The sequence below is a fragment of the Traorella sp. mt218 genome (assembly GCF_055420025.1).
Map to the genome: position 1 here is coordinate 1 of NZ_JBVAYM010000018.1, position 21,232 is coordinate 21,232.

General features: G+C 40.6%; 19 protein-coding genes. 3 read left to right on the forward strand and 16 right to left on the reverse strand.

The features are described from left to right. The first annotated feature begins 99 nt into the window (after nucleotides 1-99). A complete protein-coding gene (locus ACZYT3_RS09355) occupies nucleotides 100-987 on the forward strand; it encodes a hypothetical protein (protein WP_464088456.1) in 888 nt (295 codons plus the stop codon). Between the two features lie 80 nt (nucleotides 988-1,067). Continuing rightward, entirely contained in the window at nucleotides 1,068-2,735 is a 1,668-nt protein-coding gene (locus ACZYT3_RS09360; protein ID WP_464088457.1) for a diphosphate--fructose-6-phosphate 1-phosphotransferase, read from the forward strand. A gap of 87 nt (nucleotides 2,736-2,822) precedes the next feature. Here ACZYT3_RS09360 and nagB read toward each other — a convergent pair whose 3' ends face one another. The 8 genes from nagB to polA form a co-directional block, all read right to left on the reverse strand. After that, nucleotides 2,823-3,545: a glucosamine-6-phosphate deaminase gene (gene nagB / locus ACZYT3_RS09365; RefSeq protein WP_294562950.1), complete on the reverse strand. Its 723-nt coding sequence runs from the start codon at nucleotides 3,543-3,545 to the stop codon at nucleotides 2,823-2,825. 145 nt (nucleotides 3,546-3,690) lie between these two features. Further along, nucleotides 3,691-5,106, reverse strand: a complete 1,416-nt coding sequence (gene pyk, locus ACZYT3_RS09370; RefSeq protein WP_294562951.1) for a pyruvate kinase — start codon at nucleotides 5,104-5,106, stop codon at nucleotides 3,691-3,693. Between the two features lie 18 nt (nucleotides 5,107-5,124). Beyond that, a complete protein-coding gene (gene pfkA / locus ACZYT3_RS09375) occupies nucleotides 5,125-6,087 on the reverse strand; it encodes a 6-phosphofructokinase (protein WP_294562952.1) in 963 nt (320 codons plus the stop codon). 59 nt (nucleotides 6,088-6,146) lie between these two features. Continuing rightward, entirely contained in the window at nucleotides 6,147-7,055 is a 909-nt protein-coding gene (locus tag ACZYT3_RS09380; protein WP_464088458.1) for an ATP-binding protein, read from the reverse strand. Then, nucleotides 7,055-8,218, reverse strand: a complete 1,164-nt coding sequence (locus ACZYT3_RS09385) for a DnaD domain protein (RefSeq protein ID WP_464088459.1) — start codon at nucleotides 8,216-8,218, stop codon at nucleotides 7,055-7,057. Before ACZYT3_RS09385 ends, ACZYT3_RS09380 begins: the two co-directional genes overlap by 1 nt. Then, a complete protein-coding gene (gene coaE, locus ACZYT3_RS09390; protein WP_294562955.1) occupies nucleotides 8,211-8,822 on the reverse strand; it encodes a dephospho-CoA kinase in 612 nt (203 codons plus the stop codon). The genes ACZYT3_RS09385 and coaE overlap by 8 nt, the downstream gene beginning before the upstream one ends. Next, nucleotides 8,783-9,610, reverse strand: a complete 828-nt coding sequence (gene mutM, locus ACZYT3_RS09395; protein WP_464088460.1) for a DNA-formamidopyrimidine glycosylase — start codon at nucleotides 9,608-9,610, stop codon at nucleotides 8,783-8,785. The genes coaE and mutM overlap by 40 nt, the downstream gene beginning before the upstream one ends. After that, complete coding sequence (gene polA, locus ACZYT3_RS09400) at nucleotides 9,610-12,189, reverse strand: DNA polymerase I (RefSeq protein WP_464088461.1); 2,580 nt, start codon at nucleotides 12,187-12,189, stop codon at nucleotides 9,610-9,612. The genes mutM and polA overlap by 1 nt, the downstream gene beginning before the upstream one ends. A gap of 110 nt (nucleotides 12,190-12,299) precedes the next feature. On the opposite strand from polA, the gene ACZYT3_RS09405 reads away from it, so the two are divergent. Continuing rightward, the gene (locus tag ACZYT3_RS09405) at nucleotides 12,300-13,601 is read left to right on the forward strand and encodes an alpha-amylase family glycosyl hydrolase (RefSeq protein ID WP_464088462.1); all 1,302 of its coding nucleotides are present in this window, start codon (nucleotides 12,300-12,302) and stop codon (nucleotides 13,599-13,601) included. 62 nt (nucleotides 13,602-13,663) lie between these two features. Here the strand turns inward: ACZYT3_RS09405 and ACZYT3_RS09410 are convergent, their stop codons facing one another. From ACZYT3_RS09410 to ACZYT3_RS09445, 8 genes are all read right to left on the reverse strand, one after another. Continuing rightward, nucleotides 13,664-15,034 carry an MATE family efflux transporter gene (locus tag ACZYT3_RS09410; RefSeq protein WP_464088463.1) on the reverse strand — a complete coding sequence of 457 codons (1,371 nt, stop codon included), beginning with the start codon at nucleotides 15,032-15,034 and terminating at the stop codon, nucleotides 13,664-13,666. Continuing rightward, nucleotides 15,031-15,609 (reverse strand): TetR/AcrR family transcriptional regulator, encoded by a 579-nt coding sequence (locus tag ACZYT3_RS09415; RefSeq protein ID WP_464088464.1) that lies wholly within the window; start codon nucleotides 15,607-15,609, stop codon nucleotides 15,031-15,033. Before ACZYT3_RS09415 ends, ACZYT3_RS09410 begins: the two co-directional genes overlap by 4 nt. A gap of 184 nt (nucleotides 15,610-15,793) precedes the next feature. Then, entirely contained in the window at nucleotides 15,794-17,206 is a 1,413-nt protein-coding gene (locus ACZYT3_RS09420; RefSeq protein ID WP_294562961.1) for a glycoside hydrolase family 1 protein, read from the reverse strand. After that, entirely contained in the window at nucleotides 17,197-17,811 is a 615-nt protein-coding gene (locus tag ACZYT3_RS09425) for a YczE/YyaS/YitT family protein (protein ID WP_294562962.1), read from the reverse strand. Before ACZYT3_RS09425 ends, ACZYT3_RS09420 begins: the two co-directional genes overlap by 10 nt. After that, on the reverse strand, nucleotides 17,792-18,139 hold the full coding sequence (locus ACZYT3_RS09430) for a PTS lactose/cellobiose transporter subunit IIA (RefSeq protein WP_294562963.1): 348 nt from the start codon (nucleotides 18,137-18,139) through the stop codon (nucleotides 17,792-17,794). The genes ACZYT3_RS09425 and ACZYT3_RS09430 overlap by 20 nt, the downstream gene beginning before the upstream one ends. Before the next feature lie 57 nt (nucleotides 18,140-18,196). Then, a complete protein-coding gene (locus ACZYT3_RS09435; protein WP_464088465.1) occupies nucleotides 18,197-19,480 on the reverse strand; it encodes a PTS sugar transporter subunit IIC in 1,284 nt (427 codons plus the stop codon). 11 nt (nucleotides 19,481-19,491) lie between these two features. Further along, nucleotides 19,492-19,791, reverse strand: a complete 300-nt coding sequence (locus ACZYT3_RS09440) for a PTS sugar transporter subunit IIB (RefSeq protein WP_464088466.1) — start codon at nucleotides 19,789-19,791, stop codon at nucleotides 19,492-19,494. Continuing rightward, nucleotides 19,788-21,188, reverse strand: a complete 1,401-nt coding sequence (locus ACZYT3_RS09445) for a glycoside hydrolase family 1 protein (protein ID WP_464088467.1) — start codon at nucleotides 21,186-21,188, stop codon at nucleotides 19,788-19,790. The genes ACZYT3_RS09440 and ACZYT3_RS09445 overlap by 4 nt, the downstream gene beginning before the upstream one ends. Between the last annotated feature and the right edge of the window lie 44 nt (nucleotides 21,189-21,232).

Genomic DNA, 21,232 nt, shown 5'->3' on the forward strand with positions numbered 1-21,232 from the left:
ATGTCCTCATCTGTCAAAAAATTCTTTTTTAAATCATATAATGATATTTGAATTTCAAATACATCAGAATTATAATTTTGATAGAAAGTGAGAAAATTTATGAATAAAATTGAAATTGCAGAAGAAAAATTACATATTTACAGCGGTATCTTATTGAATTATCAGGAATTTGAAAAAGGAAACCATGAAACGATCAGTTATGATTTTACCTGTCCCGAATTCCATGAATTGAAAGAAAAGTATCAGTTAACAGCTATTGTGGAAAAAGGCAGTGATTTTCAAAAGGCAAAACGCCTGCTTCATTATTTTGCTCCAAGACTTCATCACAATTCTTGGTATGATAATCATATCGAATGCAATGCCTTGAAGTTATTAGAATATAGTTTAAATAATAAAGAACATGGTATCAATTGTTTAAATAAATCAAAGATCTTAGAAGAATGCTGTCTGGCACTGCAGATTTATGCCAGAAGGGTTTCGATTCTTCCTTATTCACCTTATGATTATGATAACCATGTCGTTGTTGAGATCTTTGATCGTCAGCTTAATAAATGGATCATGCTGGATCCTACGACTGATGGCTATTTTATTGATGAAAATAAGCTTCCTTTATCATTGTTAGAAATCAGAGATAGATTTGCCAATGATGAATTTGTAACCTTTGTAACGTCAACCAATCGGCTCGATCATCTTGACAATCTAAGAAAGAAGCATATGGATATCAATCAGTATATCTGCAAGAATTTCTTTTATTTCATGATCGATCAGGAATGTAAATTTGGTGAACCTGAGCATCGTTTGATTTTCTGCCCGACTTCCTATTCTGTTAAAAAGAACAAAATAGCTAATCTTAAATATAGGATCAAATATCTGCCGGAAGAAAACAAAAAGATGGAAAATAAATTTAAACAGTCACTCTCTGAAATGATAAATTCACAAGAACCTTCAAAAACAAATATTGAAAATATGGCCAAGGCTCCTATTTAAAATAAGTGTAAAAACAGTTTACTTTTTGTTTGAAATATCATAAAATTTAAATGTATGTGAATTAGAAAAGGAGAGGAATCATGAAAATTTCATCACTGCAAAAAGCAAGATATGAGTATTCCCCAAAGCTTCCGGGAATGCTTCGAAACGGTATTGCGGATATTTGTGTGAAGGAAGGCGAAGAAACGCAGAGCGTTGCTGATCAGGATAAGATCAAGGCACTTTTCCCGAACACGTATGGAAAAAAGGAAATTACGTTTGCGAAAGGAGAAAATACTTCCAAAGCCAAAAAACAGGTCGTAGGTGTCATTCTTTCAGGCGGACAGGCTCCGGGAGGACATAACGTTATCTGCGGTCTTTATGACGCTTTAAAAGCGACAAATCCTGAAAATGTGCTTTATGGATTTAAAATTGGTCCGATCGGACTTATTGAAGATGATTATCTGATCTTTGATGATGAATATATCAATGAATACCGTAATACGGGTGGCTTTGATATCATCGGTTCAGGAAGAACCAAGCTGGAAACAAATGAACAGTTTGCAATCGTTGCGGAAGTATGCAAGAAGCATGGAATTACAGCCATCGTCATCATCGGTGGTGATGACTCAAATACCAATGCTGCGGTACTTGCTGAATACTTTGCTGCTCATGATACAGGTGTTCAGGTCATCGGTTGTCCTAAAACGATTGACGGCGATCTGAAGAATGACGATATCGAATGTTCATTTGGTTTTGATACAGCAACAAAGACTTATAGTGAAATCATTGGTAATATTGAAAGAGATGCCAATTCTGCTAAGAAATATTGGCACTTTGTCAAGGTCATGGGACGCAGTGCTTCTCATGTTGCTTTGGAATGTGCTCTGGAAACACAGCCGAATATCTGTCTGATCTCTGAAGAAGTTGCGGAAAAGAAGATGTCACTTTCCCAGATTGCAGATTACATTGCTGATTCTGTTGAAAAAAGAGCTGCTAAGGGCATGAACTTTGGTGTTGCGATCATTCCTGAAGGCGTGGTTGAGTTTGTCCCTGAATTTTCTGTATTGATTCAGGAAATCAATGAGCTTCTTGCCGGAAGCAAGGCTGAGGCTTTCAATGCACTGCCTGCTTGGGCTGACAAATATGCCTTTATTGAAAAGGGTCTGACAAAGGAATCTATGGAAGTATTTGCGATCCTTCCGGAAAGCATCCAGCAGCAGTTGTTCCTTGAAAGAGATCCTCATGGAAATGTTCAGGTTTCTTTGATCGAATCTGAAAAATTATTCTCAGCTTTAGTAAAAGATAAATTGGAAGAAAGAAGAAAAGCCGGTACATATAAGGGTAAATTCAGTGCTTTACATCACTTCTTAGGTTATGAAGGAAGATGTGCCTTCCCTTCTAACTTCGATGCTGATTACTGCTACTCGTTAGGTTACAATGCTTTCATGCTGATCCAGTATGGCTATAACGGTTATTTATCAAAAGTATCCAATCTTTCTAAGCCGGCAAGTGAATGGGTAGCCGGTGGTATGCCGATCACAAAGATGATGAATATCGAAAGAAGACATGGTGAAGATAAGCCGGTTATCAAAAAAGCTCTTGTAGAGCTGGAAGGCAAGCCATTCAAATATTTTGAAGCTCACCGTGAAGAATGGGCTGAAAATACATGCTTCGTTTATCCAGGTGCTATTCAGTATTACGGACCGTCAGAAGTATGTGACATCACAACTAAGACATTGGCTTTAGAAAAAGGTACTTTAGAATAAAACATAACAAAGGTGATCGCTTGATCACCTTTTATCATGATCAAACGAAAAAAAAAGACTTATGATCGCTCATAAGCCTTTCAATATTTATTTTGTAAGCTTGCTGGCAGCAGCCTTATCCAGAATAACGACCACATCTTTGTGTGCCTGTAAAGCACTTGCCGGACAGCTTGTATCCCTTGGCCCTTCGATCATGGCCTTCACTGCATCAGCTTTGTTTTCGCCGGTAGCAATCAGCAAGACCTTGCTGGCTTTCATGATCGTCGCAATACCCATCGTAATGGCATGCGTAGGTACCTGATTGATATCATTATCAAAGAAACGAGCATTGTCTTTTCTTGTTCTTTCCTGAAGCTCAACGATATGCGTCGTTTCATCAAAAGATGTTCCCGGTTCATTGAAACCGATATGTCCGTTACCACCGATTCCTAAAAGCTGGATATCGACCTGGACATGTTCCATGGCCTTTTCATAAGCATCGCAGTCTTCTTTCGTATCACCATAAGGCAGATGTACATTTTCTGCAGGAATGTCCAGACCGCTAAACAGATTCTTATTCATGAATGTATAATAGCTTTCCGGATGATTGCGATCAATACCTACATATTCATCCAGATTAAAGGTTGTAATATTTTTATAAGATGTTCCGTTTTTCTTATGATCCTCGATCATATTCTTATACAATCCCAGCGGTGTTGATCCTGTTGCTAATCCTAAAACGGCATTAGGTTTATTGACAACAACTTCTTTCATGATCTTAAATGCTTCTAAGCTTGCTTCATCATAATTATCTTTTACAATTACTTTCATATTGTCTACCTCCATACTTTTAGGATAGCAAATAATTTGTCTGAATTACATGATTTTTTTTTAATTTTTTTAATTTAAGACAAAAAAATGTTTGATTTTGATTTTTTAATTCAAATTCAAACATATTTTTTTGTTTACTTTTGTTTTATCGTACTTCAATGATTTTCAACGTATTTGTAGCACCTGTACCCTGTGGATAACCGGCAACCAGAATGATCGTTTCTCCGATCTTGATACCATGCTCCTTGGCAATACGACGAGCTAATTCACACTCATTCAGCTGTGTATTCTGAACATCGCTTAAATAAGTTGTAACACCCCACTGCAATGCCAGGCTTCTTTCAACATCTTTTTCAAAGCATACGGCAATGATCGGTGATTTCGTACGGTATTTAGAAATACGCTTAACCGAATTTCCACTGCTTGTAAAGCAGATGATAGCGGCTGCTTCCAGTGATAAAGCTGAATCAGCTGCAGCGATACCGATCGCATCTTCAATCGTCTTTCTGGAAGTAGAAATAGCCTTTTCTAATCTTTCACGATAAGGAAGGATCTCTTCCATTGCTGTTGAGATACGTACCATCGTATTTACAGCTTCCAACGGATAACTTCCGATTGCACTTTCACCTGAAAGCATGATCGCATCCGTACCATCCAAAACGGCATTCGCAACATCGCTTGCTTCAGCACGTGTTGAACGCGGATTATTCTGCATGCTCTCTAACATATGAGTAGCTGTGATGACCGGTTTACCGTATTCATTGGCACGCTTGATCATCATCTTCTGATAGATAGGAACCAATTCAACAGAAACGTCAACACCTAGATCACCTCTGGCAACCATGATACCATCGGCAACATTTAAGATATCATCTAAATTGTCATAGCCTTCCTGGTTTTCAATCTTGGCAATGATCTGAATACGATCATTTCCTTCTTCCTGAAGGATCTTACGAATATCCAGGATATCCTGTTTTCTTCTTGTAAAGCTTGCGGCAATGAAATCAAGATTCTGACGGCATGCAAAACGAATATCACTTTCATCCTTCTTAGAGATAAAAGGCATCGAAAGCTTCACGCCCGGAACATTACATCCCTTACGGTTTTTGATCACACCCGGATTTTCAACGCGGCATACCAGTTCATCCGGATGCTTTTCAAGAATTGTCAGACGAACCTTACCGTCATCGATCAGGATCGTTCCACCCTCTTCAACATCATCAAATACTTCCGGACACTGAATCTGGAATCTTTCTTTTGTTCCTTCAATTTCCTCTTTGCAAAGTGTTACGATATCACCCTTTGCATATGTTTCCTGTCCATTTTTAAATACTCCTGTACGGATTTCCGGTCCCTTTGTATCCAAAAGAATTGAAAACTTCAGTCCCGTTTCTTTTGCAACCTTACGAATACGGTTGATACGAACTAAATGCTCTTCATGTGTTTCATGTGAAAAATTCAGACGGCAAACATCCATTCCTGTCTGTGCCATCTTTATCAGCATTTCTTCTGATTCCGTAGCAGGTCCAATCGTACAAACAATCTTTGTTTTTCTTTCCATATTTTTGTTTTCTCCTCACTAAACAAGTCGGTCGAAAAGCTGCTGCAACTTCTTTCTGCTCGAACGAGGAATATCCAAAGCCTCTTCGATAGGAACAGAGATAATCTGATTATCCTTGATTCCCACACATTGTCCTCCGATTCCCTGAATCAGAAGCTCAACGGCTTTTTCCCCCATACGGCTGGCTAATACACGATCCTGCGGCGTAGGACTTCCACCCCGCTGCACATGGCCGAGTACCGTCGCCCTTCCCGAGAAGCCCGTATTCAAGGATACCTTTTTCGCAAAAGCATCCACATCCGTGATCTTCTCTGAAATGATGACAATTGCATGACGCTTTTTCTTTATGACATCAAATTCCTTTAATCTTTCAAGAACTTCCGTTTCCTCAAATCCCGTCTGTGCAGTTACGACGATTTCCGCCCCACAGGCAATACCGGCCCACAAAGCTAAATCTCCGCAGCGGTTGCCCATCACTTCAACGACACTGCAGCGATGATGAGAGCTGGAAGTATCTCGCAGCTTATCGACAGCTTCAACAACAGTATGTAAGGCTGTATCAAAGCCAATCGTAAAATCAGTGCTAGGGATATCATTATCGATCGTTCCCGGGAGTCCGATACAGTTGATTCCCGCCTGACTTAAAGCCAGTGCTCCACGATAAGAACCATCTCCACCAATGACGACAAGAGCCTCGATCCCTCTTTTATTCAACTGGTGGATACCTGCGCTTTGAACCTTTTCGTCTTTAAACTCGGGCAAACGGGCCGAACCCAGTATCGTACCACCACGGTCAATGATATCCGACACATCTGAACGTGTCAATGGCTCGATATACCCTTCAACAAGTCCCCGATATCCGTCATAGATGCCGTAGACTTCAATATTGGCGCTATTGGCAACACGTACGACCGCACGTATTGCTGCATTCATTCCCGGAGCATCGCCTCCGGAAGTAAGAACCCCGATCCGCTTTACCATATCTTCATCTCCTTAGCACGTTGCTATTTTACCATTATTTTCATCTATTTACTAGCGAATTACAAGCGACGATTCACACCTTTCAGGTTTTTTTCAGCTGAAACCGCTTTAATCCTCTCCATGAGCCGATTGGCCTTGATCCTATCTATATTGCCTCTGGAATCAATACTAAAATGTTCTTCCAATTCATCAAAACTGTAATTGCTGGTGAAATACGTTTTCATATTTTTCTCCATCCGCTCATTCAATAAAGGCATCAAGATCTCATCCCTGCTCCACGCACTGATACTTTCACCGCCAATATCATCAAGGAACAATACGTCACACTTTTTCAAGATATTCAAAGTATTTTCTACCATACCATTCACCGCAAAACCATTCTTAAGATCACTGATCAGCGTCGGTGAATTGACAAAGGCAACGCTTTTTCCTTTTTTCACATACAGATTTGCCATACAATTCATCAAAAACGTCTTGCCGATCCCCGGCTTGCCATGCAAATAAATTCCCTTTCTTTCATGCTCGCTCGCCATCAGAAGCTTGCTTACCTCCAAAAGCTCCTTTGAATCGCTGCGCTTGATATCAAGCATCGAAAACTCTCTGAGCTTCATCTCATTATTTCCATGGAAAAGACGGTAATTCTTCAGATACTGACTTTTTTCTTCCTCTTTCTTCAAATACCGGCACTTGCTGTAAACCTGCGTTAAAAAGCCATCATCCATAACGATCTCAAACGTTTTCCCATGATCGAAACGGCACTCTTCAAGACCCTGGCAGCCTGCACAGACCTTCTTATTCTCTGCCCATTGCTTCAGCTTGGCGGAATGCTCCCTGATAAAGCTCTCATCCAAATCATTTTCTTTGAGAAAATGTAAGACATCTTCATCATGCAGACAATAAGCAATATTTTCCTGTCGTGTCTTTTCCTGCTGTTCATTCAATTGAATATTCCACTTGACCTCTTCCATTACTTCTCCAATTCCTCCAGCATCTTCTTAAATTCCGCAATTTCTTCCTCACTGGCTGCCTCATAATCCTCTTCTTCCTGCATATACCACTGCGGCAGCTTTCGTTCAGCTTTCTTTTTAGTGATTGTTTTCCTTTCTTTAGGACGGCAGGCCTCAAAGGCCTTTTCAGCTGAATCAATCTCATTTCTGACCCATGTACCGGCAATCTTTTCTACATAGTTCTTATCCAGACGATTGTCATTTTGGTTTAAGATATGCTCGATCATGATATTGATGACCTCATCCTTTAGTTTAAACTGCTGACTCAGATTTTCAAGCAACCGTGCATCCGCATTGCTTGGCATGACACCATTTTGCTTTTTCTGAAGGAAACGTACGGGATTGATATCATATTCATTTTCATTTTCCTTTTGCAGCGGTAAATATTTCTTACGTACCAGTTCTTTAAATCGCAAAGGATTAAACTGCATCGTCTTACTGGGCGTTGCCTGACCGACAAAGGTAATCATATCATCGATCGCTACATGATAATAGCTTCCCATCTCCTCGATCACACTTAAATTTTCCTTATTTCGCTGATCGTTGGGAAAAATGAGCCGGCTGCATTTCTTTAAGAAACGAGCCATATCAAATCCACCCTTTTTATCCTGCCGCTGAATCCGGTAAACCTGAAACTCGTTTTCCTCCTTCATCGAATAATCACTCATATCCGAAGCCTGAAACGGCTTGCTGATATCTTCATAACCTTCCAGTGAAAGCGTAGGATCCTTAAAACATAAAAGCGCAAACTGATAGGCCTTTGACCCCATCTTCATCAGATAATACCGTCCTAAGACCTCATGATTCAAAAACTTAAAGCCTCGTTTGATCGGCCGCAGCTGGATGATCAGACTTTTCTCATCCGCACTTTGATACGTTCTTATAAGCATGAAGCGTTCCAGCTCTTCCCTGGCCTGCGTCAGCTCCAAAGGTGTACAATGCAGCGTTTCACAGAAAAAACGTGCATTTTTGATCCTGCCATGGCTCTCTAAGATTGCGCTCATCAACAGATAAAACTGATAAGAAAGAGGCTTCATCAAAGGCGCATAAAGAATCGCAAAGCTTGCCAGTTCTTCCGAATCGATCGATTTGATCTGTTCGATCTGATACTTGATCTCACTCATGGCTGCTCCTTTCCAGAAGGTCATCAACCTTTTGATATAAGCTCTTGAGATCGTCATTATTCTCAATGATCACTCGGGCTCTTTTCTTCTTATCCTCAACGCTCATCTGAGCCTGGATACGTGCAAGCGTTGTCTTTTCATCCATCTGGCGATATCTTTGACATCTCTCTATCAGCTTTTTCTCATCCGCAACGATCAGCCAGTCACAATCAAAATACTTTTCCCATCCCAATTCATATAATAAAGGAACCTCCACGAATGCAGTTTCATTTAAAGTTTCCCTGATTTGTTTTAAACGTCGCAAGATCAAAGGATGCATGATGCCCTCCAGCTTTTTTCGCTCATGCTCATTTGAAAATACAAGACTTGCCACTTTCTTTCGATCAAGCTCCATGTCTTTATTTAATATTTCATGACCAAACGCTTCGACCATGCGCTCATAGCCCTCTTCACCCTTTCTTTGTAAAGAGGCATTGATCGCATCACAATCATAAACAGCATAGCCCTTCTCTTTCAAATAAGCAAGCACGCTGGACTTTCCGCTGGCCATCGTACCACTGATCGCTATCCACGCCTTCTTTTTTTCTTCTGACATCTTACACATCGATAGGTTCCCCTTCCATCACATATAAATTTTTCGACAGGTCCGTGACAAACCTGACAGGTTTTCTGTGCATGTACCTTTAATTTCAGCTGAAAAAGGCCATTCACCCCCAAAGAGCTCGTATAAGAACGGATCGTCGTACCACCACTGGCAATCGCTCCCTTTAAGATCCTTTGCGTATGAAAGACGATATTTTCAAAATCTTTCTTGGAAAGATCATAGACTCGGCTCACCGGATCCAGTCCGCATGAAAAACAGATCTCATCGGCATAGATATTACCGATGCCCGCTAAAAAACTCTGATCCAGCAGCATCTTTTTCAAATGAATCTTTTTCATATGCCACTTCTTATATAAATCAAGCGGATCGACGCTTTCATCAATCGCATCTTTTCCCAAATTCTTTGATTGCAGGTAATATTCCACCTGATCATTGTCAATGACCTTCATGCGGCCAAATTTACGAGTATCGTGATACTGCAGATACTTTCCGTTATCCAGCTTAAAGATTACATGCACATGCTTATCATAAGGCTTTTCATCCTCTAAGATATAAAATTTTCCTTCCATGCGGAGATGCACAATCAAAGTGACATCCTCACATCTAAAAAGTAAATATTTTCCGTATCGATCATATTTAATGATCCTTTGATGACAGATACGTTTAAATTCATCCAATTCCTGATCCACGATCTTCCGCCACAAAACATTCACATCCTCAATGACCCTGCTTTGCAGCTGTGCCTCTAAGGTAGCGCGGACCGTTTCAACTTCCGGTAATTCAGGCATTACTTTGCCTCATACCAGTTATGAGAAACACTTGCCTCGGCCTTTAAAGGAACAGACAGCTCCATGGCATGTTCCATCTCATAACTTACAAGCTTCTTCATGAGTTCAACCTCATCCTGTGGCACATCAAAGATCAGTTCATCATGAATCTGCAGGATCATCTTCGATTTACATCCCTTTTCTTCCATTTTCTGATGAATATTATTCATGGCTACCTTGATCAAATCAGCACTGCTGCCCTGAATCGGGGCATTCATCGCCGCACGCTTGCCAAACTCACGTACCATATAATTCTTATCATGGATTTCAGGAATATAACGCTTACGATTAAACAAGGTCGTCACATAACCCTTTTGTTCACATTCCTCAACACACTGATTCATAAATTTCTGAATATTCGGATATGTTTCAAAATAACGATCGATAAAATCCTTTGCTTCTTTCGGTGAGATATTCAACTGCTCACTTAACCCAAAGGCACTCATTCCATAAACGATCCCAAAGTTGACCGCCTTCGCCTGACGGCGCATCAGCGACGTCACTTCTTCCTTCTTCACATGAAAAATATGCATCGCCGTTTCCGTATGGATATCCGCATTATGCTTAAACGCATCGATCATTTTATCCACATGGGCCATATGGGCCAGCATTCGCAATTCGATCTGTGAATAATCAGCACTCACCAATACACAACCCTCACTGGCAACAAAGGCCTTACGGATTTCCTTGCCATCCTCATCACGTACGCTGATATTCTGTAAATTCGGATCACTGCTTGAAAGTCGTCCGGTCGTCGTCAGACACTGATGGAAGGTCGTATGGATCTTGCCATCGCTTTGAATATGTTTGACAAGTCCTACCGCATAGGTTGAATACAGCTTCTGATATTTACGCTGCTTCAGGATCTCATCAATGATCGGATGCTGGAAGCGCAGCTTTTCTAACACATCGACCGCCGTACTACGCTTCTTTCCGGCCTTCAAACCCAGTTCATCATACAAGACGACCGCTAACTGCTTCGGCGAATTGACATTAAATTCATGTCCTGCCAACTCATAAATATGCTTCGTACATTCATCGATCTTAACAAGATTTTTCTTAGCGATCTCATCAAGGATGCCCTGATTGACACAAACCCCGTTCTTCTCCATTTCAAATAAGACATAGGACAATGGCATCTCAATATCCTTAAACAAGCTTTCACAGCCATTCTTCACCAGATCCTCTTTCAGCTGAGCACCTGTTTCATAAAGATGTCCGCAAAAAGAGCACATATATTCATGACGGCTCGTTTCATCCGCCAATTTTATCTTGCTGCCTTTACCATAGATCTCATCAGGATTTTCCGTATCAAACTGGTATTTCTCAATAAAAGCCTCATAAGAATTAATATTATTATCGATCAAAAACGCAGCGATCATACAGTCAAAATCAATTTGGACACGGACACCTTCACGATCAAAAAGATGATAGAGCCTTTTCACATCATAAACATATTTAGAAGCGTTTCCCGCAAGAAAAGCTTTGGCATCCTCATCCTTCAAAAACTGATCCCATGGCATATATTCCACGATATGGCCATCAGAAAAGGCAATACCATAAATATTGGCATGATCATATTCCTGCTGGTCGACATCCAAAGCAAGACTTACACCATCCTTCAGAATCGAAAAAGAATCGACCACCTCAAAACGACGTTCATTTTTTTCATGAACCTCCTCATCCTTCTTCACTTCCACAAGCAACGATTTCATCTCATACTTACGCAAAAATTCATTCTGTCCGGCATCATCGATCTGAAACAGACAATCCTCTAATGCCATATCCAGCTGTGCATCACGGACGATCGTTGCCAGATATAAGGACAACTCAGCAGTTTCCTTGTTTTCAGTCAGCTTTTCCTTTAGCTTTCCCTTGATCTCATCAATATGCTCATAAACGCCCTCTACGCTTCCATAATTTTTCAAAAGCTGCAGGGCCGTCTTTTCTCCAACACCTTTGACTCCCGGTATATTATCGCTTGCATCCCCCATCAGACCCTTCAGATCAATGATCTGTGAAGGCGTCACCCCAAAGCTTTCCAGACACTCCTTTTCATCGACCAGATGCATCTCACTGATTCCTTTTTTCATCAATAAGACAGAGGTCGAATCATCGATCAGCTGTAAAAGATCCCGATCACTCGATAAAATAACGGTTTCATGATCAGAATACATCTTTGAAAGCGTACCGATGATATCATCAGCCTCAATGCCTTCCTGCTCATAACGAAAGATATGCGCACAATCCAGATATTCGCGGATGATCGGCATCTGTACGATCAGATCCTCATCCAATTCCTTTCTTGTTCCCTTATAGGCATCATAGGCCTGATGACGGAAGGTCGGTTTTCCTGCATCCCAAGCCACACAGACATACTGCGGCTGTAAAAGCTCGACCGCCTTTTTAAACATGCTGATAAAACCATAGACCGCATTGGTCGGGATTCCATTGGATGTTGTCATCCTTCTTACATATTTGCTTGCATAATACGCTCTAAAAAGCATTGCATTTCCATCTACCAATAATATTTTTGACATAAAAAACTCCTCGCTTTCATTTATTTTACCACAAAAGCGAACATAAAAACATTGCGATATAAAAACTTTCCAATGAAAACATATGGTATAATGAAAACGGAGGTATTTCTATGAATCATTGGACACAAAACGCTATCTTTTACCATATCTATCCCCTTGGCTTTTTCGGCTGTGAAAAGCATCAGACCTATCAAACCGTTCACCGCATCCGTCATCTTGAAGCATGGATCGATCATCTGCACTCCCTCCATGTCAACGCCTTATATATCGGACCTCTTTTTGCTTCCTCAAGCCATGGCTATGATACGATCGACTATAATCAGATCGATCCCCGTCTGGGAAGCAATGAAGATTTTAAACAGCTTTGTCAAAAGCTGCATGAAAATCAGATCAAAATTGTCCTTGACGGTGTTTTTAACCATGTAGGACGAAACTTCTGGGCTTTTGAGGATGTCTGTGAGAAAAAATGGGAGTCACCTTATAAGGATTGGTTTTCAAATTTGCGTTTTGACGGTACCACCCCATACCACGATCCTTTCAGCTATGACAGCTGGGAAGGTCACTATGAGCTTGTCAAACTGAATTTATATAATCAAAATGTCTGTGATCACTTGCTTCAGGCCGTTAATATGTGGATCGATGAATTCGATATCGACGGTTTGCGCCTTGATGCAGCCAACTGTATTCCGCCACATTTTTTTAAACAATTAAAAAGTTTCACCCACGCAAAGAAAAAAGATTTCTGGCTGATGGGCGAAGTGATCCATGGTGATTATAATCAATGGGCCAATGCGGAAATGCTTGACTCAGTGACAAATTATGAATGCTACAAAGGCATCTATTCTTCCCATAACACCAAAAATTATTTTGAAATTGCCTATGCTTATAATCGCCAGCACGGTGACTATGGCATCTATAAAAATCTCTATCTCTACAACTTTGTCGATAATCACGATGTCGATCGCATTGCCTCAGTCCTTCATGATCCGCGTGATCTGAAAAACGTCATGACCCTGCTTTATACGATGTGCGGCATCCCCAGCCTTTATTACGGCAGTGAGTGGGGCATCACCGGTAAGCGTTCGAAAACCAGTGATGAGGCTTTGCGGCCAGAGGTTTGTCTTAGTGATATCAAACAAAATGATCTGCTCTTTCACATTCAGAAATTAGGAGAGATCAAACAAAACGAAGAAAGCTTTCATGATCTTCACTACAAGCAAATCTATCTGACCAATGAACAGTTCGTCTTTCAAAGAAATGACTGCTTCATCGCCCTCAACTGTGCCGATCATCCATCAGAAGTAAAAATCCCGGCAGGAAGCTATCACGATCTTTTAAATGATAAAATCATTCAAATACAAAACATGTTACATATTGAAGCACATGATAATATGATCTTAAAAAGAAGATGATAACATAAATATAAAGCTCCAGTACCAAAACAAAAGCTTTTTTCTACCACTCATAATGAACGCTATACGATATTTCTATTCGATTTCTGATCCGATAATCTCTGCCAAAATGGAACAAATAAGACGACAGCTACTACCATGGCCCCTAAATCTGCAATCGGTGTTGCCCACACGATACCATTCACCCCCTTCAAATTATTCAAAAGAAACATAAATGGAATGTCCAATCCACCTTTGCGAAGCAAAGACAAAATCATCGGTTCTATCTTTTTCCCAACAGATTGAAATGAGGTGATTGTCAGCATCGTCACCGAAATACAAGGACCCGTGATACAGATGATTCGCTGAAACATTTGACCATAATACACTGTTTCTTCGTCGTTGATAAATGCTTTTACGATAGGGCTCGCACAGGTGAAAAGAAAAATTGATCCAATCAAAGCTACAATAAAACTAATGAGAAAATCTACTTTAAGAGCAGCTTTCATACGCTTATAATTTTTAGCAGCATAATTATATCCAATTAAAGGCAGTGCCCCTTGGGACATACCGGTCGCAATGGCAAAAGAAAGCATATCTACTTTTTTTGCGACACCAATACCTGCTACTGCAGCATTTGAATAACCGGACATCAGCCGATTAATCGTAATATTGGACAAAACTCCCATCAATGTCATCAGACAGCTGGGAATTCCAACGAGCAAGACCTCTTTAGGTATGTTCTCTTTCCATGTATAGAATTTTGGATAGAAAGAAATATCAGTTGTATTTTCTTTACGAGAAAGAAGAAAAATAAAGTAAAATGTCGCAATTAAATTAGATACCATCGTAGCAATAGCAGCTCCGGCAATTTCCAATCCCAATGGAAAAATAAAAACTGGATCCAAGATAATATTCAAACCACCACCCAGAGCTACACCAAAACTTGCCTGAGCAGAATGCCCTTCTGCACGCACCAGATGCGCCAGCAATTGATTCAACACTGTCGGAACAGCACCTATGGTAATCGTCCAAAAGATGTATTGGCAACAAAAGTCATAAGTTTCCGCATTTGCTCCCACAACAGGGAGTATGACAGAGCGCATCATCAATAACCCGATACCATAAAGCAAAGATACTACGACAGCTGTCCAAATACTGAATGCGGCCGCCCGCTTTGTTTTATCGTGGTCATTTGTTCCCAGACTGCGAGCAATTAAACTTGAGCCACCTATACCAAACAGATTTGCCAATCCTGTAAGAAAGACAAACATAGGCATACACAATGAAACTGCCGCCACCTGATTAGGGTCTCCGATCTGACCAATAAAAAATGTGTCCGCCATGTTATAAATGACAGTAATGATCTGGCTGATGACCGTAGGAACGACCAAAGAAAGCAGTGCACGTCCTACAGGAGTTTCTTGAAACAGAATTTCTTCCTTTGTTTTCATCGTTTCTCACCACCTGTTTGACACAGACCATTTGCGATACATTGCATGGCAATATAAAAGCTTTCGTCTTGGTCCGCCGGAAAGTAAGAAAAACCACCCGCCTGTTCATGAAAAGCAAATCCGCTCATCATCGCCCGAAGTACCCGCTGCCAGTGAAATTGCTGATTTTCTGTCAGCCCATAATCAGCAAGAACTTTTAAAAAAGGTGAAATGATCTCCCCGGCTTCCTGTTTCAAAACCAGGTCATTTTCTTTTGGAAAAGCCATTATTACCTGATAAAGCTGATAATGATTTCTCGAAAAACTGCGATATGCTTCAGCTAAGGCAAAAAGAGCCTCATTTTTCTTTTTCCCGGCAATCGCCTGATTTTCCAACCGTACCAGCTGATAAATAGCCTCTTCTCCCACAAGTTTCATCAGCTTATCTATGCTTTCCACATGATTATAAAGAGAAGCAGGTTTGATCTTTAACCGTTGAGCAAGCTTTCCCATTGAAAACTGAGAAACACCTTTTTCTTCAATTAAATCAACAGCTGCCTGAACAACGCTTTCTTTACTCAATCCTTGTCTTGGCATATTATCACTCCTAACTCGTATCATTAGTTTTATGATAAAACTAATATCATTAGTTTGTCAAGAAAGATTAAATACAATACGAATATATGAATAAATCCATAAACAGACAACCATAGAAATAACCAATTTTTAAAAGCCGATACTATTCTTTCTAAATAAAAAGTGCAGAATATCTGCACCTTTCTTATTTAAACCATTGCTTGCGTTTGATTTTTTCACCATTGCTTTCAATGATCTCTTTATACCAGTAATAGCTGTCTTTAGGCTTACGTGCCAGATCATGTTCAAAATCAACGGCCACTAATCCATAACGCTTCTCACAGCCATTTTTCCATGAATACAGATCAAAGCTGCTCCATGCATAATAACCGCGAACATCTACGCCTTTATCAACTGCATTCATGATCGCATTGATATGATCATTCATAAAAGAAATACGATAATCATCATGAACACGCTCAACACTGACATCCTCTCGGACACCGACACCGTTTTCGGTGATGAAGATTGGCAAATGATATTTACCATAGGCTTCGATCAGACCTTTTTCTAATCCTTGCGGATAAATTTCCGTTCCCCATTCCGTATAAATGGCATCAGGATTATCTGTGATCTGTTCAAACCAGCCTTTGATATTTACCGTATTTTTTACCTTGCTGTTTTTACCGGAATTATTGACCGTAAATGTCGTTTCACCATCCGTATAAGGTTTTACAAGGGTATGTGAATAATAATTCAAACCTAAAAACTGTACGGTATTTTCCTTGATGATCGGTAAATGCTCATCTTTGATAAAAGAGAGATCATATTTTTGTGACAATACGCATAAAAGATCAAATGGAATTTCTCCCTTGGCAGCCGTATCCAAGACCCAGTTATTGGAATAATTATCCGCAAAGCGCATGGCAATGCGTGTCTTTAACGTATCATCGATACCATTGACTGGTGAAAACGAATGGACGATACCGATCTGTCCCGGATAATGACCCTCTTTAAATTCTTTTACACCCAGTGCACTTGCATACATGATATGATAGGCAGCCGTGATCATCTCTTGCACATCATGATGACCCGGCGGATAATTGCCGACCAGATAACCGGAAGCGGTACACCACTTTGGTTCATTAAAGGTAACCCAATGATCAACCAGATCGCTGAAATTCTCAAAGCATACCTTTGCATAATGTTCATAAGCATAGCAGGTATCTTCATTGAGCCAGCCACCGAGATCTTCCCAATATTGTGGTAAGTCCCAGTGATACAAGGTGACAAACGGTATGATATGATGATCCTTGCAGCACTGTAAAAGATTTCTATAAAAAGCAATGCCTTTCGGATTGATGTCACCTTCTCTGTTTTTAATGATCCGCGGCCATGAAAGTGATAGACGATAAGTATTCTGACCACCCTCAGCCATCATACGGATATCTTCTTCATAGCGATGATAATGATCCGATGCAACATCACCATTTTCATAATGTCCCTCATGGAGATAGCGATCCCACATGGATTCAGCCTTATCATCCACATTCCATGCACCTTCACACTGATAAGAAGCGGTTGCTGAACCCCACATAAAATCTTTTCTTAAAGCCATAGATTTCCTCCTACATTTTTTTCTAACCATTCATGAAATATCTCTACCAGTCGTCCGGCAAGCAAAAGGATCAGTAAAGATCCGATACCCGCTGTTCCTTTCAAAAGAATACCGGATATCAGAAATAAAAGATCAACGCCCCATCGAATGGTATGATAAGAAAAGCCTGTATATCTTTTCAGTCCAAAGATCACTCCATCATAAGAAGTATAGCCGCAATGCGGCAGCTGGCTTAAGGCAATGCCAAAGCAGTAAATACAGATGCCGCCCAATAACCAAAGATAATCAAGCAGAAAAACTGACAGGTTATCCGAAAGGTGCAAAAGTCCAAAAGTATCAATGCCTACCGATACAAAGATCATTGCCAAAAGAGTCGCCATCGTTACATTCTTCTTATCTAAAAGACAGGCAATCACCAGCTGTACCAGTGAAATCAATAAATTCATCGTTCCAAAGCTGACATGCAGCCGCTGATACAATCCTAAAACCAGCACGGACATCGGATCAACACCGAGATCGGCATAATTACAAAGACCGATGCCAATGCCCATGATGAAAGATCCCAGTACAAAAATGACATATTTCTTAAGCTTTTCTTTGCTCATGAATCACAGCCTTTAATTCCTGAATTTCTTTTTCCATGGCAATCAGCTGTTTCGCTAAATCATTGATCAGGATCGCTGAGCTCAGATGATCCTGTGCATGTACCATAAGAATATCGACCTTGACTTCTTCACCACGGGACATCTTTGTTAATAGATCGGTCTGCATCTGATGGGCAATCGTAAGCTCCTCATTTGCTTCCTGAAGCTTGTTTTCAGCTAATTCATAATTTCCCTGATTCGCAGCACGGATCGCTTCCATGGCGCTTGATTTCGCATTTCCCGAATGCAAGATCAACGTAAACGATTCGACCTGTTTTTCATCTTCCATAATTTTCCTCCTATTCGAAGCCTTATCACATATAAGATAAGGCCCCCGATTTACGGTTTATTCTTCAGCTATATCCTCCGTCGCTTTTTCATGGGCCTTGAAGAATGGATAATAGATCAGCATATCAATAAGAATCAGCACGATGATCAAAATAACAGCCTTGAAATCTCCGGTAGCAAAATAAGATCCAAAGATCGACGGCATATTATAAGAAAGCATTGCATAAGTACGTCCGATGATATTGCTTGACATCAAAAGATAGCTGACCGTTACATTGACAACACTTGTCAGAATGCATGGTACGAATAAGATCGGATTCAACATGATCGGTAAACCAAAGGTAATCGGTTCAGAAATACCGAAGAATGCCGGTACGATTCCCAGTTTACCTACCGTTTTGATATCTTTTCTCTTGGATAACAGACAAAGGATACCTAATGCCAGGCAGTTGCCAAGTCCGCCAATGATACCAAAGTAGCACCAGAAAGATACGGTAAATACAGCAGGCAATGCTGTTCCGGCAGCCTTAGCAGCCGCATTCATCGACAAAGTACCATATTCGATCGGTGATAAGAAACCGTTCCAGATCGCATCATGGATACCGAAGAACCATCCAAGATTCAATAAGATTGCGACAAGGATCGCGGTACCGATGTTATCTGTAGCTTCAATAGCCGGTGAAAGAACATTGATGATCGTATGTGCAAAGCCAACGCCCTGTGTCTTGTAACAAACGATAAAGAGCAATGAATCCACAGCCAAGATAATGATACAAGTAACAAGTGATCCAAAAGAAGTGGTCAGTGCAGGAGGCACGCTGTCCGGCATCTTGATCTCACCGACATGATGTTCTGTCAAGAAGCGATAAGCTTCTACGGTTGCAATAGATACAAAGATCGCAACCAGCATGCCCTTGCCGTCAAAATAAGTCAATTGTCCCAATACATTTCCAAAAGATAATTCAACCGGTTCAGCTGTCAGCATCATAAAACCGGCAATGGCAATGACGATTGGCATAAATGGTGTAATTTCATAATGCTTGCACAGATAATAAGTGATACCGATGCACACATAGAAAGATAAGAACCCCAATGTCACCGTATTCAGCCAGCTCAAGATTACCGCATTCTCACTGGCAAAATTCGCCCATGCGATCATAAAGCCATTGGTTGTCCCTTCAACCGCCGGTGCTGAATTGATGACAGCGATGATACCTCCAAAGAAAATAGGCGGTAAGATCGTCATAAACGTATCCCTGATAGCCATTAAATGGCGCTGCTTGGCAATCTTGTTTGCAACCGGCAGCATCGTCTTTTCAAGCCAGTTAATAAATTTTTCCATACTCTTCTCCTTTACTTTTTACCTACGATGGAATCCACCTGCTGAAGGATCTTGGCGGCATTCATCCTTCCATATGCCAATGGATCTATGCTTTCCACAGGAATCTTATTTCCTGTCTTAGCCTTGATATTGTCGATCAGATAGCGAACCTGCGGCCCCACTAAAATCACATCCGCATGATCGGCATGCTTTGCATACTCCTGTTCGCTGTAAGCCTCGACACAATATTTTCCTTCATCGAGCTCATTCATGCGTGCTTTCAGCAAAGACGTTGACATGCCTGCATTGCACACTAATATTACGTTGATCATTTTTTTAAATCCTCCCAATTCTTTTTGATCTCATCACGATACCAGTAATAAGAATCCTTTGGTATTCGCTGACAATTATTTTCAAAATCTACCGCTACCAGTCCATAACGCTTTTCACAGCCGTTTTTCCATGAATATAAATCAAAAGGCGACCAGACAAAATAACCATTGACATCATATCCGTCTTCTTTTGCCTTCAACAGGCAGCGTACATGCTCTTTGATATAATCAATACGCTCACGATCATGAATACCTTCCTGATGAATATCCTCATACATACCTAAACCATTTTCCGTGATATACATCGGTACATGGTATTTGGAACATCTTTTGATCGCATCATACAATCCCTGTGGATAAATGACCATGCCCCATGGATTATGCGGCAATCGTTTCATCAGTTCATCATCGATCTCAAACCAGTCTTTTACGACAGTATGCAGATTTCCTTTATAATTTTTACCCTGGTTATTCACCTTGACGATCGTTTCACCACCCTGATATGGCATGACATACTGCGGTGAATAATAATTCAATCCGATAAAATCAACCGTATGATCATGAATGATCTTCAGTTCCTCTTTTTTCGCAAAAGACAGATCATATCCCTGATTCTTCAGCTTTTCGACCATATCACTTGGAAAAGCTCCTATGCATGCGGTTTCCACCTGCCAGTTGTTGCAGTAGTTATCCGCATTGCGGATAGCCTGCCGGCTGGCTTCATCATCCTGATCGGCATAGATCGTCTGATAAGAAGCGACCATACCGATCTCTCCTTCGATCTTCATTTCTTTAAATGCCTGAATAGCCAAGGAATTGGCAAGCATCACGTTGTAACAGCATTCGATGACCTCTTGAACCTGATTTACATGACATGGCGGATAATTCCCCGACATATAACCGCTGAAGATAAACCATTTTGGTTCATTAAAGGTTGACCAATATTTCACTCGGCCACGAAAGGCCTTAAAAAGAACCTCACAGTAATGCTTAAAAGCATAGGCAACATCCTTATTCAGCCATCCGCCTTCATCCTGCCAATACTGCGGCAAGTCCCAGTGATAACAGGTAACATAAGGCTCAATGCCATTTTTTAAACATTCATCGATCAGATCGCTGTAAAATGCAATTCCTTTTGGATTTACATCGCCCTCTTTATTCTTGATGACTCTTGGCCATGAGATTGAAAAGCGATAGGCATTTTGACCACCCTCAGCCATCATGCGAATATCTTCTTTATAGTGATGATAATGATCTGAGGCAACATCACCATTTTCCAGATCATTTTCATGAAGATACCGATCCCACATGGATTCTGCCTTATCATCGACATTCCATGCCCCTTCACATTGGTAGCTGGCTGTTGCCGATCCCCATAAAAATTTTCTTTCACTCATAAAAAACCTCCTTTCTTTTACATACCTATTATTTTATAAAAAAG